This is a genomic window from Pedobacter punctiformis (assembly GCF_027213715.1).
In the GTDB taxonomy this organism is placed as follows: domain Bacteria; phylum Bacteroidota; class Bacteroidia; order Sphingobacteriales; family Sphingobacteriaceae; genus Pedobacter; species Pedobacter punctiformis.
Map to the genome: position 1 here is coordinate 1 of NZ_JAPWGM010000007.1, position 17,165 is coordinate 17,165.

Sequence of the window (17,165 nt, forward strand, 5' to 3'; positions counted from 1 at the left end):
TGTTGGTAACCCGGCAAGCGTTAAACCAAATGATGTACTGACTTACAATATTAAAATCAGCAACAGCTTTGGAACAGCAAAAACAGGGGTAACGGCAAGTGATGCGATTCCTGCAACACTGACTAACGTTACTGCCATCAGCAACGGTGGTACTTTAACAGGCAACACGATCAACTGGTCAGCCTTAACAATCCCGGCAAATGGCAGCTTAACTTTAAGCTTTCAGGCAACGGTAGCCTCAACACTTCCAACCGGCACAACAACGATTAAAAACGTTGCAGCAGTAGTGGATCCTATTGATCCGAATAACCCTGAAAAACCTGAAGTTGAGGTGCCAATAGATGGTGAACTTACAACCAGAAAAGCAATTGTAGGTAACCCGGTAAGTGTTAAAGCAAATGATGTTTTAACTTATAACATTATTTTAAGAAATAAATTTAACAGAATCAAATCGGGTATAATGGTGACCGATGATATTCCGGCTACTTTAACCAATATTACAGACATCAGTAATAATGGTAAATTAACAGGTAACACCATCAAGTGGTCAGATTTAACAGTAGCTGCAAAAGATAGTTTAATCTTAAGTTTCAAAGCCAGAGTTGTATCCTCACTTCCGGTAGGTACAACAAACATTAAGAATATTGCGCTTGTTGTAGATCCATCGTACCCTGATAACCCGCAAAAACCATCAGTAGAAGTGGCTACAGAAGGTAAAGTTACTTCAACCAAAACTATTGCAGGAAACCCTGCAAGTGTTAAATCGGGCGATGTAATTACCTATAATATCACAATTACAAATAGTTATGGCACAGTAAAAACAGGGGTAAATGTAAGTGATGCCATTCCGGTTCAACTGTATAATATTACCAATATTAATAACGGAGGTGCATTAACCGGTAATGTAATTAACTGGAATAACTTAACGATACCAGCAAATGGAACCTTAGTATTAAGCTTTAATGCAACGGTAAAAGCCAACTTGCCTGTAAGTACAACCAATATCAGAAATACGGCTATCGTAACAGATCCTCTGGATCCGAACAACCCGGATAAACCTTTCGTAGAGGTTCCGACTACAATTACCGATTTCTTTATTCCTAACCTGTATACCCCTAATGGTGATGGTACCAATGATACTTTCGTCATCAGAGGACTGGAAATGTTTGCTGAAAATGATTTGATTATCGTAAACCGTTGGGGTGGGGAGGTTTATAAACAAACCAACTATCAAAATAACTGGACGGGTGAAGGATTGAATGAAGGCACTTATTTCTATGTACTGAGGGTAAAAGAAACCACCGGATCAGAGTGGAAAGTTTACAAAGGTTACATCACTTTAATCAGGGCATTTAATAAATAAAAGCGTAAAGATTAACCGGAGGACTGTTAGCAGTTCCTCCGGTTATAAATCATTCATATATGAAAAAACTATTAATATTATTCGCGATACTTCAGCTTACCGCTAAGCTGGTTCATGGTCAGCAGGATGCGCAGTTTAGTCAGTACATGTTCAATGGGATTTATATCAATCCAGCTTATGCAGGTTACCGGGAACAACTAAATATTCAGGGTTTCTACCGCAATCAATGGACAGGTATTACCGGATCACCAAAAACAATGTCATTAGCGGTTGATGCCATCGCCAACAATGGAAATGTGGGGCTGGCCTTACAAATATCAAGCGATAAACTCGGTGCTCAGAGTAATCTGGCCGCTTATGCAAATTATGCCTACCGCATTAAAATGAATGCAGATGGAACTTCCCGTTTAGCTTTTGGTATTGGTGCAGGGATGGTTCAACTGGGTATAGATGGGTCTATGCTGAACCCGAACGATCCTGAGCGTGATCAGCCAGCAGGTATGCAAAGCAGTATTGTACCGGATGCAAGAGCAGGTGTATTCTTTTCAAACAGCCGCTTCTATGCAGGTTTTAGTGCAGATAATCTGGTATCGCAATACATAAAATTAGATAAATATGCTTTTATACCTCAACCAAAGCCCCACTATTATCTAACCGCCGGAATGCTGCTTCCACTAAATGAATCGATTCAGTTAAAACCTTCATTTTTGTTAAAAGACGACCGTGGTGGTCCAACCAGTTTAGATTTAAGTGCCTTCGTTATCATGGCAGATAAAGTTTGGTTTGGCGGTTCTTACAGAACAGGGATAAAGCTATATGATAAAAGCTATCTTCAAAAAGATTTAACACCTTTAAACTCTGCAGTGGCTACAATACAAGTATTTCCAAACAGCAATTTTCGTATTGGTTATGCCTACGATTTTTCTATCGGTGCTTTGCAAGGTTATAGCGGAGGAACGCATGAAGTTTCTATTGGTTATTTCTTTAAAAACAAGAATACAAGAATGTTAACCCCACGATATTTTTAATGGTGATTAAACAGATTCAAATGAAAAAAATATATACAATAATATTAAACAAGACCGGCCTGTTTCTTTTAACCCTGTTATTGGCTTCAACAATAGCGGTAAAAGCCCAATATGTAATTAAAGAAGCCGATATACAATACGAATTGTTTAACTATGTTAAGGCAATTGATTTATATGAACAAGCCTGGGCAAAAAAAGAAAGCCTGCATACGGCCGAGCGTTTGGCTTCATCATATCAGTTAACTCAAAATTATAAAGAAGCAGAAAGCTGGTATGCAATAGCTTCAAAAATGCCGGGTAGCTCAGCAGAAAATACACTGAATTATGCAAAGGCTCTACAAAATAATGGTAAATACAGTGAAGCAAAAACGCAATATCAGAATTATGTAGCACTGAATAATGCTGTAAGTTTGGAACAGCAAAATGTATGGTACCTTTCCTGCGATTCAGCTATAAAATGGATGCGTAATCCAAAGAAATACACTATCCAAAATGAAAAAGGATTAAACAGCAGCCAGTCAGACTGGGCAGCAGTAAACTATCAGGGTGGCGTGGTTTTTACTTCAGACCGTGCACATCAAAGCGATGCAGGCAACGCAAATGGCAGCCGTCCGTTTTTAAAATTTGATGGCTCTAAAGTTCCTGATCCTAAGATTTACGGCTGGACAGGTAATGGTTATCTGCGTCTTTATTTCAAGGGCAAAGATCAGGATAGCATCAGCCTTTTCCCAATTAATGCGGATACCCGTTACCACATCGGTTCGGCAAGTTTTAGCCAGGATGGTAAAGAAGTGTATTTTACATTGACACGCATTCCTGAAAAATCTGAACTGACAAACGGCAAACTGCGCACCATTAACGTAGAACTTTACAGTAGCAAACAAGATGCAGCAGGCAAGTGGTCTGATCCGGTAGCTTTTGCTTACAATAACGTAAAAGAATATTCAGTAGGTGATCCTTTTTTATCGCCTAAAGGTGATGCACTTTATTTCTCATCCAATATGGCCGGTGGTTTAGGAGGGACAGATCTTTATGTATGTTTCCGTAAAGATGGAGGAGATTGGGATAAACCCGTTAATCTAAAAGACGTAAACACTCCAGGTAATGAACGCAGCCCGGCTTTTGATCAGGATAATAATATGTATTTCAGCAGCGATGGCAGAATTGGTATGGGCGGGCTGGATATTTATAAAGCCAAACTTAGCGGCAGTACCATTGGAGCGATAGAAAATTTAGGTTACCCTGCCAATTCTGCTCAGGATGACTTTGCTTTTAATATGAATAATGCCGTTGAAAGTGGAAAAGCTTACCTTTCATCTAACCGTACAGGAGGATCAGGCAGTGATGATATTTATAGCTTTATACAACAAAAAATAATGGCTTTACGGCTTGAAGGGGTCGTTTATAACAAAAAAACTAACGAACCTATTGCTAATGCACAAGTTACTTTAAATAAAATTGACGGAAGCACTTTAAAAGTAGAGACAGACAATGATGGAAAGTTTAAATTTAATTTAGAAGAAAATTCGGATTATGATTTAAGAGGTGATAAAACCGCTTATTTAAGTGATAAAACCAATTTAACCACCAGGAACTTAAATACCTCTACAGTAATTAAAAAGGATTTGTTTCTGGATCCTATAGTTCCAAATCAGGCCATCAGACTGGAAAACATCTATTACGATTTTGATAAATCGAACATCAGACCAGATGCTGCAATTGAACTTGATAAGTTGGTTAAGATACTTCAGGACAACCCAACCATATGGATTGAACTGGGATCGCATACCGATAGCAGGGGTAATGATCAATATAACCAATGGTTATCACAAAGCAGGGCAAATTCTGCTGTACAATACATCATTGATCATGGAATCAGTAAAAACAGGATTACAGCTAAAGGTTACGGAGAAAGCCAGTTGTTAAACCGTTGCGCAAATGGGGTAAAATGTACAGAAGCTGAACATCAGTTAAACAGAAGAACTGAATTTAAGATTGTAAAACAATAGTCTAAACAATATAATCTTCTTAGTACTTTAAAAAAGCATCAGGCAGAATTTCTTCAGAAATTCTGCCTGATGCTTTTTAGATTATTTTTATCTGGCAAATAAAAACATAGGAATACGAATTTAATGATAGAAAGGTTAAAATAGGATTGTACTGATTAATAGATCGGGTAAGGAGGTAAATTCTTCTATTTAATGAGGTACTTACTAAATTATTTTTAATCGTTCCTCTTCCAAATCAATCTGGTACAATTGCGTGCGGATTATTTCCTCATTAATTGACGGATCTTTATTAAGCTCAGCCAAAAATTGGCGCTGGCTTTCAAGCATCTCGATAAATATAGCTTTGGTTTTTTCACTCATCCAGTCATCATCGGCTGCTTTAGTCTTTTCTTCCCAATGTTGTAATATTTTCTCTATGATCTTATGATCGGACGACTCGTTTTCATGTTTATTTTTAAGAAACTGATAAATGTGCGCCCTTAGTTTTTGCTTTACTCTATGACTGGTTTCCTCTTCAGGTTCCTCGTTAAGCCCTGTAAATAATTGTGTTCGTTTAATTAAATAAGGCAACGTAAGCCCTTGCAGCAATAAGGTAAGCAGTATCACTACAAAAGTGATAAACAGGATAAGGTTGCGGTGCGGAAAGGCAATACCATGATCAAGCGTTACCGGAATAGCCAGGGCAGCGGCCAGCGATACCACTCCACGCATGCCCGTCCAGCCTAGTAAAATCGGCAACAATAGCCTTCTTTTAATAGATGTGACGCGGGGCGCAACGCCGGGTCGAAATATAAGTGTGGTAATCAATGCCGCATAAGAGCTGATTATTCGTGCCAAAATCAAAACCCCGGTAACCATAACCCCATAGCCTATAGCAGTGCCCAGCGGGATGCCTTTACTTCTCAAACCCTCGGTAATTTCGGGTAACTCAAGTCCTATAATTAAAAAAACAATTCCGTTCAGTATAAACACGAAACTTTCCCATACACTATAACCTTTAATACGGCTGCTGCTGTTTAAAAAGATCAATCGCCTGGATGACATAAATAATCCACCCGCTACAACTGCCAGCACACCCGAACTATGTAATTGCTCCGCAATCCAATACATAAAATAAGGTTCAATAAGGGTAAGTGCAATATCCGAAGGCGCATCAGTAGGCAACCGTTTGTGTGCCTGCACAAATATCCAACCCAATAATAAGCCCAGTCCAATGCCACCAATAATCATCCACCCAAAAGTTAGTGTTGCTTCCTGCCAAATAAACTGACCAGAGCCTACTGCTACCAGTGCAAACCGGAAGATAATGAGAGAAGAGGCATCATTTAATAAACTTTCTCCCTCTAAAACGGCTGATGTAGATTTAGGGATTTTTACAAACTTTGTAATGGCCCCGGTACTCACCGCATCGGGCGGCGATACAATGCCTCCAAGCAAAAAGCCTAATGCAAGCGAAAACCCCGGAATGAAATAATTGGTAAACAGTGCAACCGATAATGCAGAAAAAAATACCACCAGGAAAGCAAAGCTGCTGATAATGCGCCACCATTTCCTCATTTCCTTAAATGAAATAGACCATGCAGCTTCAAATAGAAGAGGCGGCAGGAAAATAAAGAAAATAAGATCCGGGTTAATTCTTACAACCGGTAATCCAGGAATAAAACTTACAAGCAACCCGGCAACAACCAATAATATGGGGTAGGCAATTTTAAGTTTGGTGGCCAACATTTGCAAAAGCACAATGGCCGCAATCATGGCCAGTAAAAAAGGTAAAATACTATGCATTAAGGTAGAAGTGTTTAGTAATTCGTTTATTTTTTTGAATTCAAATTGTATTTTGAATATTGCTATTGCCGGGGATGATGGCAGCAACGTGTAATTCAAAATCTAAAATATAAATTTCAAATTAATTTCGTTAGGTATTCTTAATTTATAAATTCCCTTCTTAAATCAATGTATTTTTTATTATTTACTTAATGTAGTATTAATTTTGTTTTATCAATTTATGGAATTACATTCGTATAATCATCATCCCTAAAAATAGATAACCAATTATTTAACCATTTTTAAACTGATGAGAAAAATTAACGCTTCGTTAAAACGACATTGGATTGTTTTAGCATTATTGTTCTCCGCCTGTGTATTTGTCTATTCCTGTAAAAAAGACGAAAAAACAGAAATTAAAGGATTGAGCATATTAGAACTCAAAAGCTGGTATCAACAGCAAATCAAAACGCGGAATGTAAGCACTAATATGTTTGCGAATTATGTACCAAACTGGGAAACCAGCCAAACCAGTTCAGTAGATGGATATAATGTTACCGAAGTTAATTTTATAAACCCAAACAAGGTTGTAATGCTACACGGCGAAAAGACAGATGCCGACCGTGACAAAGTTTTAGACCGGACTCATGTAAAATTATTGCTTTTTAATATGCCTGGGAGTAACACCGTGGAAGCAGCTTTTATGATGTTACAAGAAAACACACAACAAAATGTTAATAATGTAAACTATAAGAATTTTGGATCGTTTAGCGGAATGCTTTCCTATTATAATTTCGCCGGTAAATTTGAAAATGGCTATGAGTTAAATTCGGGCAAAATTACCAAGAGCCTTACAAAATCTGTACTTAAGCCTGAGCAAATGTTAGCGTTAAAAGAGAAACAAAACAATATTGGCGCAAAACCAGGTGATAAATTGGCACTTTACAATATTAATGATGACTGTACAGCAGAAACATATGATTTTTATTATGAAAGTTGTACGTACATTGTTGGAATGCCAGAATTAGGTACTAATTGTAGCTGGATATATTCTTATTCGTTAACTGTTGTTAATTGTGTGCCAGGCAGTGAGGGCCCAGGTGGTGGCCCGCCTGATGGGGGTTATGTTGGAATAGGTGGAGGGGGAAGTTCAACACCTACCAGCGATCCATATAACATTTGCGATAGAAAGGTAAAGGTAAATACAATTGCATCTACACAGCAATTAGCAGATAAAAATAATTATGCCAAAACAGCGACAAGTGCAACCGGAAATGAATACGGATATGAACAAAAGGTAACAGCGGTAAACGGAACAACATATATGGATATAGCTGTAAGATCAGATAACAGTACAAACACTTTCAATATGTACTTTACCTGGAATGCAACGCAAGGGTTTACCATTGGCGATGTACACAGTCATCCACTCGGAACTCCTCCCTCACCGCAAGATGTTTTCGGGATGGTGGAAAATTTCAATAAGGCAGAATTACAAAATGCTGGTGCAGCAGATATAACTTTTTATAAAACTAACGTTTCTATTACGGTAGTCACTTCAAACGGAAACTATGTGGCTACAGTAAAAGATTGGGGTGCATTACAAAGCGCATATAATACCTATTTAAGTGATAAAGCAGCTTATATTAGCAGATATCAAGATTTTGCCTCTAAATCTGGGGGGCCAACACAGGCTCTTTTAAGTTTACTCGGTAATGCGATTAACCTTTATAAATCAAATAATGGCAGTAATAATATGAAACCGTTAACAGTAGGTTCAGATGGTACAGTTTTAATAGTGCCTTGTCCTGGAGAAGTAGTAGAATAATTATTAATTTTAAGAATCAACAGCATGAAAATAACATTATTAGCAGGCATGATCTATTGCCTTGGCTTTTTTCAACAAGATGAACCACTAAGTAAAGTGGCTAATATAGAACTTCCGCAAAGGGCAGAACGAATCAACAAAAACGAGATAAATAATAATACAAAAAGAAAATTTAAATCCACTTATGTCATATCACAATTCGATCAACTTTATAAAGTTGATGAGGTTTTATTTGGATTTGAGGATTATAAGGTTCAAAAAGATGATTTTAGGACCCTGGAGGATAGAAAGAACGAATGGCTGGGCGCTATGTATGAAAATAACTCAAACCCTAATAAGAATGTTGAGCGAGCAGAAATTATTAAAGTAAACAACACAAAATTCCTTATAATGACCGCCTTGCGTAATGACGAATATTTTTGTTCGTTCATTTCAGATAAAAAAGGAAGCAGAGGTATTTCGGGTAGCTTGCAATATAAAGCGGTGGATAAAGGTAATGCAGAAAAACTGTTAAATACCATTTTAAACCGCCTTATCTTTAAAGCCCCTTCACTTTCTAATGATAATTAAGTAAAGATTTACAACAAATAAAGCCACATGAAATATTTTCATGTGGCTTTAAAATATAAAAACCCCTTTAAGTATTAACTCAAAGGGGTTTAATAAAGTGGGCCCAGCTGGGCTCGAACCAGCGACCAAAAGATTATGAGTCTTCTACTCTAACCAACTGAGCTATAGGCCCCGAAAAAACATTTGTTTTTTGCGAGTGCAATGTTACTAATTTGCATTCAATTTAAGAAAAAGTTTTGCCTTAAAATTTTAAAAAAAATTAGATTCACTCATTTTCAATCAAATAATTTCAATAAATGTTTTCAAATGTCCTGTTTCTAATAGCTTTTTAATTATACAATTTAAAATACATCCATTAATTTCTTATCAAAGATCAATAGCATCTTTTGTCTTACACATTAAGTTTGTACCATATTTTAGTGCAATTGCCGGAGTGATATACAGTAAAACTATTTTACTGACTAAAGTTGTAGCTTAAAATTTTATTTCAGTTTTAACAGGCATTATTATTGTTTATGGAGCAAGTGCAAAAATCTGAAATTTAACTTATTTTTATACTTATTATTGGTCTATTATTAGAATTACGACCTTACAAGGGTTTTGATACAACTCTTTAAAAAACCTTGAACCATTTTATCAGACAAAAAATGAATTATATAAAACTGCAGGGGGATGTAGAACAACATGTTACCGGTTATTTTAATACACACCACGATCCCCGATTAGTTTACCACAATTTGCAGCATACGATAGATGTTGTTCACGCTGCGCAACAAATTGCCAATCATTATCAGTTAAACGAACAGGACTTTTTCATTGTTACAGTTGCCGCATGGTTTCACGATACAGGTTATTTTGAAGACGCAATACATCATGAAGCAAAAGGTGCCGGGCTTGCAGATCGTTATCTGGCTAAGCATAATGTAGATCAGGAAGTAAGAGAGCAGGTAACCGCGGCAATTTTAAGCACCAGGATTCCTCAAAAACCGGTTAATCAGCTTGACAAAATTTTATGTGATGCTGATCTTTTTCACCTGGGCTTAGAAGATTTCAGAAGAAAGGGAAAACTGATGCATAAAGAGGTGGAATTAATCCATAAAAAAGACATCAGTAAGTCTGACTGGCGCAAATTAGATATTCAGTTTATGGCATCTCATCATTACCATACCGATTACGCTAATTTATTGCTGAACGATCAGAAGCAAAAAAATATTGATAAGCTTAAAACCAGGTTAGCCGAAGACATTAAAGATAAGGAGGACAAAGAAGGGCAAGTACCTGATCACATCGATGAAAAACCAATGGCCATTATAGAAAAAGAGACCAAAACAAATAAAAAAGATCGTCCCGAAAAGGGAATTGAAACTATGTTTAGAATCACTTCGGCAAATAACCAGCGTTTGAGCGATATGGCAGATAATAAAGCACACATTCTGATTACCGTAAATTCTATTATTTTATCATTGGTGGTAAGTTTACTGTTAAGAAAGCTCGATAGCAGTAATTTTCTGATGATTCCAACTTTTATTTTGTTAATGGTCAGTTTGTCCTGCGTGGTGGTTTCCATTTTATCAACGCGGCCATCTATACCCGCAGGTATTTTTACACCCGATGATTTGGATAAGAAAAGTGTAAACCTTTTATTTTTTGGTAATTTCTACAAAATGTCTTTACAAAACTATACCGAAGGTATGGTGAAGGTGATGAACGATAAAGACTTTTTATACGGCACACTCATCCGCGATGTATACTCGCAGGGCGTTGTTTTAGGTCGTAAATACAAATTAATCCGTTTAGCCTACAATATTTTTATGTTTGGCTTAATTGCTTCGGTATTGTCATTTATGGTTGCTTTTTTATTTTTCGGTAAGGACTAGTTTTTATGGTAGAAATACAAAATACCACTTCTTTTTTTAACAGAGATTTAAGCTGGTTAAAGTTTAACGAACGGATTTTAATGGAAGCCGAACGTAAAGAGGTGCCACTTTTAGAAAGAATAAAATTCCTGTCTATATTTTCGTCGAATCTGGATGAATTTTACCGGGTACGGATGCCTGTTTTGCTTGCTCTGGAGAAATTGCGTGGTAAAACAGATAACGATATTCAAATTGAACGGGATTTATTAAATACTGCGAATAATTTAATTTTAGCGCAACAACAACGCTACGGTAAAACTTTGCAGCAGGATATTATCCCTGAACTCAAGCAAAATCATATTAATTTAGTTTATGCCGAAGCTTTTCCTGATGAAATTAAAAACGAAATTACCCGCTACTTTCAGAGTCAGGTTTTAGCCTTTCTGCAACCTGTTTACATCAATAAAAAAACAGATTTCTTTCCATCCAACAACGAACTTTATTTTTTGGTTACACTTAAAAAAGAAGGTAAAGACAAAGGCGTAATTTTAAATATTCCATCAAGCCAATTGCCCCGTTTTTATAAGGTAGTGCATGGCGAAGAAACCTCAGTTGTTTTTTTGGATGATATTATCCGGACACATTTAAACCTTGTCTTTGAATCAGCTGAAATTACGGGTTGTTTTAGCTTTAAAATTACCAGAGACGCTGAAATTGACCTTACAGATGAATATTCCGGTGGATTATCTGAACAAATAGAAGCCCAGCTTTTAAAGCGTGATTCAGGCCTGGCAACCCGCTTTCTGCATCAGCCCGGCATTTCCGAAAGAGGTTTGGAACTGATTAAAAAGTTATTCAATTTAAAGAAAGCCAATATGGTTGAAGGAGGCAGATACCACAATCTTAAAGATTTTATGGCTTTTCCGGTAAGTTCGGGCAATTTGTCTAATCAATCATGGCCGAAAATTTATAACGATCAGATTGCTGGCGGCACTTTAACAGAAGCCATTCATAAAAATGATCTTATTTTTCATACCCCATATCAAAGTTACGACCCTGTTTTAAGGTTTTTTAACGAAGCCGCAATCGATCCTGCGGTTTGCGAAATCTATGTGACTTTGTACCGGGTGGCCAGTGATTCTAAAATTGTAAATGCTTTAATCAGTGCGGCGAAAAATGGTAAAAAAGTAGCCGTTTTAGTCGAATTAAAAGCCCGGTTTGATGAAGCCAATAATATCAAATGGGCTAAAAAGATGAAAGAGGCAGGAGTGGATATTATTTACAGTGTTACCGCACTAAAAGTACATGCAAAAGTAGGACTTGTTAAGCGGTTAGTTGGAAACCGTACCGATTATACCGGTTTATTTGCAACCGGAAATTTTAACGAAAGTACAGCTGCTTTTTACACCGATCATATTTTAATGACAGCCAATAAAGACATGCTGCGTGAGGTAGAACTGCTGTTTATCTTTTTGGCAAAACGGGAAAAACCAACTTCACCTGACTTAATTAAATTTGAACATTTATTAGTTGCTCAGTTTAATTTGCAGAATGTATTTCTCAAATTAATTGACCGGGAAATTAAACATGCAAAAGAAGGAAAAGAGGCTTCAATTACCATAAAAATGAATAACCTCGAAGAGAAAACTTTAATTAGTAAACTCTACGAGGCTTCGGCAGCAGGCGTAAAAATTACCATGATTGTGCGTAGCATTTGTCGCCTGGTTCCCGGAGTGGAAGATTTAAGCCATAATATTAAAGTAATTCGGATTGTGGATCGTTATCTGGAGCATGGAAGGGTTTTTATATTCCATAACTTAGGTAAACAGGATATGTACCTGGGGTCTGCAGACTGGATGAACCGTAATATATACAGAAGGATAGAGGTTTGTTTCCCCATTTACGATCAGCAGATTAAGAATGAATTGCTGAAAATCATCGATTTTCAAAAACAAGATAACGTTCAGGCCGTTGTTATTGATGACGAAATGAATAATGTGCCTGTGGTAAAAGAAGGCAAAGCAATTCAATCTCAATATGAAATTTATCAATTTTTAAAATCAAAACAGAATACCTTACATGAAAAATAACAAAAACACCATACTATTATCATTACTGGCCCTAGGGTTTGGCTTTTTAAGCGTTTCATGTGTTAATGGCGCCCGTAAAGAAGATAAAACTCAACAAAACGACACGACTGCAGTTGCTTCATCTGCAGACTTTAGCTATGATCTTAAAAATCCGGTTAAGTATAATATGCCCCAAAACCTTTTTGAAATTTCAGGCATTGTATTTCATAACGGAGATGCTAAAGAAGTTTTTGCAATTCAGGATGAGGATGGAGATTTATTTCACTTAGGCCTGAACGATAAAGAAGCTAAGTTTACAAAATTTGGTGGTAAAGGCGATTATGAGGATGTTGCCATTTATAAAAACTTAATTATTGTATTAAAAAGTAATGGAGAACTGCATACTTTCCCAATCTCGGCAATTAATCAGTCCGAAGTACCTAATGTAGTTAAAACCAAAGATATGGTGCCAAAAGCCGAATATGAGGGTTTGTTCGCAGATGAAAAAGCTGGTTTGTTGTATATTTTAACTAAAGAAAATAAAGCCGAAACAAAGAATAAACAAGCTGTAGTGTACTCATTTAAAATAGCCGATGATGGAACATTAACCAAAAGCGATGAGTTTAATTTATCATTTAAGGAAATTGCCGAAGTTTCAGGCAATTCTAAAGTTAAATTCCGTCCTTCAGCATTAGCTAAAAATCCATTAACCGATGAATGGTATATCCTTTCTTCAATCAATAAGATGATTTTAATTACAGATGCTAGCTTTAAGGTAAAGTCCAGTCAGCCATTGGATGGATCATTATTTAATCAACCCGAAGGCATTGCCTTTGATAAAGATAATAACCTCTACATTTCCAATGAAGGTGGAACATTAGCCGCCGGAAATATATTAATGTTTAAATACAAAAAGCCTTAGTCAGGCTTTTTTGGAAAAATTGGATGCTCAAAACGCCCTATAATGATTAAGAAATTTACCCTGATTACAACATTATTACTCCTTAATTTAATGGCCTTTGCCCAAAAGGAAGTTAAATATCGTGTGATCCTGTTTGGTGATGCCGGAGAAATGAATTCAGGACAAACCCAGGATTTGAAAAATGCCGCAAAGCAGATTATACCTCAAAAAACGACTGTTTTATACCTTGGTGATAACATTTATCCTACCGGTATGGGTTTACCTGGCAGTGTTGAAGAAGAAGATACAAAAAAGATTTTGAGATCGCAGTTTGAACCCATGCGGACAATGGGTGCAGCCGTTTACTTTATACCGGGTAACCACGATTGGGACAAATCCGGTCCGAAAGGTTTAGCTAAAATTAAGGCGCAGGGCGATTTTTTACAGGCACAAAATGATCCCCTATTAAAGCTGATTCCTCAAAATGGTTGCCCTGATCCTGTTGCTATAAATTTAACAGATCGCTTAACTGTAATTGCCTACGATAGTGAATGGTGGCTTTTCCCTTACAAAAAGCAAAATACTGATACAGAATGCGATTGCAATACAAAAGATGAAATTCTCATCAGAATGGAAGAATTACTGGAACAGAATAAAGGTAAAGTTATCCTTTTAGCATCGCATCATCCCTTTCAAAGTTATGGGCCACATGGCGGGTATTTTAATTTAAGAAATCATATTTTTCCATTAACAGCCTTAAATCATAATTTATACATTCCAATGCCTGGAGTGGGGTCTTTATATCCAATTTTGAGATCTACATTGCTTAGCCCTGAAGATTTAAACCATCCGGCCTATAAGGACATGATTAAGTCGGTAACAGATGTTTTTGGCGATTATCCTAATGTAACTTATGTTGCCGGACATGAGCACGGCTTACAGCTAATTAAGAGTAAACAATTGCAGATTGTTAGTGGCTCTGGTTCTAAAATTTCTCCAAATAAGAAAGGAAAAAATTCCCTGTTTCATGAAATGAAGCAAGGTTATGTTGTGGCAGATCAGCTGATGAACAATGATATGCGTTACGAATATTATGTTTATGCAGATACGGGCGTACAACGGGTTTATAGCTATACCAAACCTTTTGAAAAAACTACCTTAAAGGAAAGAAATAAAGAAAAACCAATTACTGCTGACAGTATTATGGTTAGCATTAAACCTGAATATGATAGTGTAGGACGTTTTCACCGCTTTTTATTTGGCGAAAACTACCGGAAGGAATATGCTGCTAAAACGAAAATGCCCGTAATCAGAATTTCTGAAATTGCCGGAGGATTAAAGGCAACCAAACGTGGTGGTGGTAATCAATCCCGTTCATTACGTTTAGAAGATAAAAATGGAAAAGAATGGGTTTTACGCAGTGTAGAAAAATATCCGGAAGTTTTGTTACCTGCACAGTTGCGTGAAACTTTTGCTAAGGATATTATTCAGGATAACATGTCGGCTCAAAACCCATTTTCTGCATTGGTGGTGCCTGATCTTGCTAAAGCAGCAGGCATTCCGCACAGTACACCAAAAATAGGCTGGGTTTCTCCTGATGATAATCTCGGCGAATTTGCACCAGCTTTTGCCAATACGGTTTGTTTACTGGAAGAAAGAGAACCTTTGGGCGATTCTGATAATTCAGCAAAAATGTATAAAAAGTTAAACGAAGATAACGACAATACTTTTGACGGACCAGCCTGGCTAAAAGCAAGAGCTTTTGATGTTTTGCTTGGAGATTGGGACAGGCACGATGACCAGTGGCGCTGGAAAGATACTCAGAAAGAAGGGGGCAAACATTATATTCCTGTTCCGAGAGACCGGGATCAGGTGTTTTTCATGTCAGACGGTTTTATTCAGCGTTATACACAAAGTTCTTCTCTGCTGCCAATGATGCAGGGCTACGAACGAAATATTAAAAATATTAACTGGTTTTTATGGGAGGGAAGGGAATTAAGCAGCCGTTGGACAGCCAATATTGATGAACAGGAATGGAATAAAATTATAAATGAGTTTTGTGCTTATTATACTGATGAAATTTTTGAAAATGCATTAAAAAAACTTCCTGCACCTGCTTATTCATTACATCACGATAAAATTCTGGCAGAGTTAAAAGAACGTAGGGCCACTTTGCCAAAAATGATGAACGATTATTATCATTTCTTCAACAGAATTGTAGATATAGAAGTATCAGATAAGAATGAACTCGTACAAATTAATGATACAAAGGATAAAGGTTTAGCTGTTAAAATCAATAAAATTTCTAAAGAAGGAAACATTAAAGGCGAACTTTTTAACCGGGTTTTTGATCCAAAAGTAACCAAAGAGCTTCGTGTTTATCTTCATGATGGCAACGATAGTTTGATTTTGAACAACAAAACATCGAGCATTAAAATCAGGATTATTGGAGGTAAAGGCAATAAAGTTTACGATTTTGAAAAAAGCAATGGTACGGTAAAACTTTATGATAAAAAAAATAAAACAGTATTTAAAGGAGATGATGCTTCTAAAATAACCAAAACATTATCAAATGATACGGCTAATGTGAGTTACATTGCTAAAGATATGTACAGAAGAAATTCTGTTTTGCTTAATGCAGGTTACAACAGTGATGATGGCCTGTTGCTCGGATTAATTTATAAACAAACCAACCCGGGTTTTAGAAAAACGCCCTATGGCAATTCGCAAACCATTTCATTTTTGCATTCTTTTCAAACAGCTGCCTTTAAATTTGATTATAAAGGAGAATGGTTAAAAGCAGTTGGAAAAGCCGATTTTATCCTGAAAGGAAGTGCCAATGCACCAAATAATACTCAAAATTTCTTTGGTCTTGGAAATGAAACTTATTTTGACAGTCACGGTGATGATATACGCTATTACAGGTCCAGATTTAACCTCTATCAGATAGATGCATCATTAAGGTGGCGCAGGCCAAAATCCACGCTTAGTATAGGCCCTTCATATCAGTACTATAAATTTAATAAAGATGGAAATGAAGGTCGTTTTATAAAAAATACTGCTCAGTTACACTCCGCAGATAGTTTAACCATAGAAAACGAAAAGATGTTTGCTGGTGCTGTGGTAAACTTTACCAATAATACACGTGATAATGATTTATTGCCAACCCTGGGAAGTTATATAGATTTTAAACTGTTAGCTTATAAAGGTGTAAATAAAAATTCCAACTCTTTTGGACAATTTACAGCCAGTATTGCATTGTATAAAAACCTGGATGGCAGAAAGAATTTTATTTTGGCCGACCGCGTTGGTGGCGGGTTAACCTTTGGGAAACCTGCATTTTATCAGGCACAGTTTTTAGGAGGGCAGGGTAACTTACTGGGTTTTCGTCAGTACCGTTTTGCAGGAGACCATAGTTTTTACAACAATCTGGAATTGAGGGCTAAATTAGGCGATTTGGTTAGTTATGTATTGCCGGGACAAGTGGGATTGCTGGGTTTTTACGATGTTGGCCGTGTGTGGAAACGTAATGATGTGTCAGATGTATGGCACCATGGTGTGGGCGGCGGAGTTTATTTTGCACCTGCATCACTTACTGTTTTCAGGTTTGTTATGGGGCATTCCAGTGATGGATGGTACCCATATATATCTATGAATTTTAGATATTAATAAAACAAAAAAACGCTGGAAAAGTTATTTTCGTAAATAGTATTACGTTTAGAAGACTTTGTGTAACTTTTTCAATTCATATCTTTGCAAACGTTTAGTTACTAAATA

General features: G+C 36.7%; 10 protein-coding genes and 1 tRNA gene. 9 read left to right on the top strand and 2 right to left on the bottom strand.

From position 1 onward, the window contains the following. The 3 genes from O0955_RS17000 to O0955_RS17010 form a co-directional block, all read left to right on the top strand. A partial coding sequence (locus O0955_RS17000) for a T9SS type B sorting domain-containing protein (protein WP_269428762.1) occupies positions 1-1,363 on the top strand: 1,363 nt, incomplete at its 5' end. A 59-nt stretch (positions 1,364-1,422) separates the two neighbouring features. Beyond that, positions 1,423-2,391: a PorP/SprF family type IX secretion system membrane protein gene (locus O0955_RS17005; protein WP_269428763.1), complete on the top strand. Its 969-nt coding sequence runs from the start codon at positions 1,423-1,425 to the stop codon at positions 2,389-2,391. Between the two features lie 20 nt (positions 2,392-2,411). Continuing rightward, positions 2,412-4,400: an OmpA family protein gene (locus O0955_RS17010; protein WP_269428764.1), complete on the top strand. Its 1,989-nt coding sequence runs from the start codon at positions 2,412-2,414 to the stop codon at positions 4,398-4,400. A 204-nt stretch (positions 4,401-4,604) separates the two neighbouring features. On the opposite strand, the gene O0955_RS17015 is transcribed toward O0955_RS17010, so the two are convergent. After that, complete coding sequence (locus O0955_RS17015) at positions 4,605-6,185, bottom strand: Na+/H+ antiporter (RefSeq protein ID WP_269428765.1); 1,581 nt, start codon at positions 6,183-6,185, stop codon at positions 4,605-4,607. Between the two features lie 289 nt (positions 6,186-6,474). Between O0955_RS17015 and O0955_RS17020 the strand changes: the two genes are divergently transcribed. Both O0955_RS17020 and O0955_RS17025 read left to right on the top strand, forming a co-directional pair. Beyond that, entirely contained in the window at positions 6,475-7,992 is a 1,518-nt protein-coding gene (locus O0955_RS17020) for a hypothetical protein (RefSeq protein ID WP_269428766.1), read from the top strand. Positions 7,993-8,016: 24 nt separating this feature from the next. After that, positions 8,017-8,562: a hypothetical protein gene (locus tag O0955_RS17025; protein ID WP_269428767.1), complete on the top strand. Its 546-nt coding sequence runs from the start codon at positions 8,017-8,019 to the stop codon at positions 8,560-8,562. A 98-nt stretch (positions 8,563-8,660) separates the two neighbouring features. Here the strand turns inward: O0955_RS17025 and O0955_RS17030 are convergent. Further along, positions 8,661-8,734 (bottom strand) — tRNA-Ile (locus O0955_RS17030). Between the two features lie 475 nt (positions 8,735-9,209). On the opposite strand from O0955_RS17030, the gene O0955_RS17035 reads away from it, so the two are divergent. Genes O0955_RS17035 through O0955_RS17050 form a run of 4 tightly spaced genes read left to right on the top strand, consistent with a single transcriptional unit; the run spans position 9,210 to position 17,057 of the window. Next, positions 9,210-10,439 (top strand): Pycsar system effector family protein, encoded by a 1,230-nt coding sequence (locus O0955_RS17035; protein WP_269428768.1) that lies wholly within the window; start codon positions 9,210-9,212, stop codon positions 10,437-10,439. Between the two features lie 5 nt (positions 10,440-10,444). Continuing rightward, complete coding sequence (gene ppk1, locus O0955_RS17040; RefSeq protein ID WP_269428769.1) at positions 10,445-12,508, top strand: polyphosphate kinase 1; 2,064 nt, start codon at positions 10,445-10,447, stop codon at positions 12,506-12,508. Further along, positions 12,498-13,409, top strand: a complete 912-nt coding sequence (locus O0955_RS17045; protein WP_269428770.1) for an SdiA-regulated domain-containing protein — start codon at positions 12,498-12,500, stop codon at positions 13,407-13,409. The genes ppk1 and O0955_RS17045 overlap by 11 nt, the downstream gene beginning before the upstream one ends. Positions 13,410-13,451: 42 nt before the next feature. Continuing rightward, a complete protein-coding gene (locus tag O0955_RS17050) occupies positions 13,452-17,057 on the top strand; it encodes a BamA/TamA family outer membrane protein (protein WP_269428771.1) in 3,606 nt (1,201 codons plus the stop codon). The last annotated feature ends 108 nt before the right edge of the window (positions 17,058-17,165 follow it).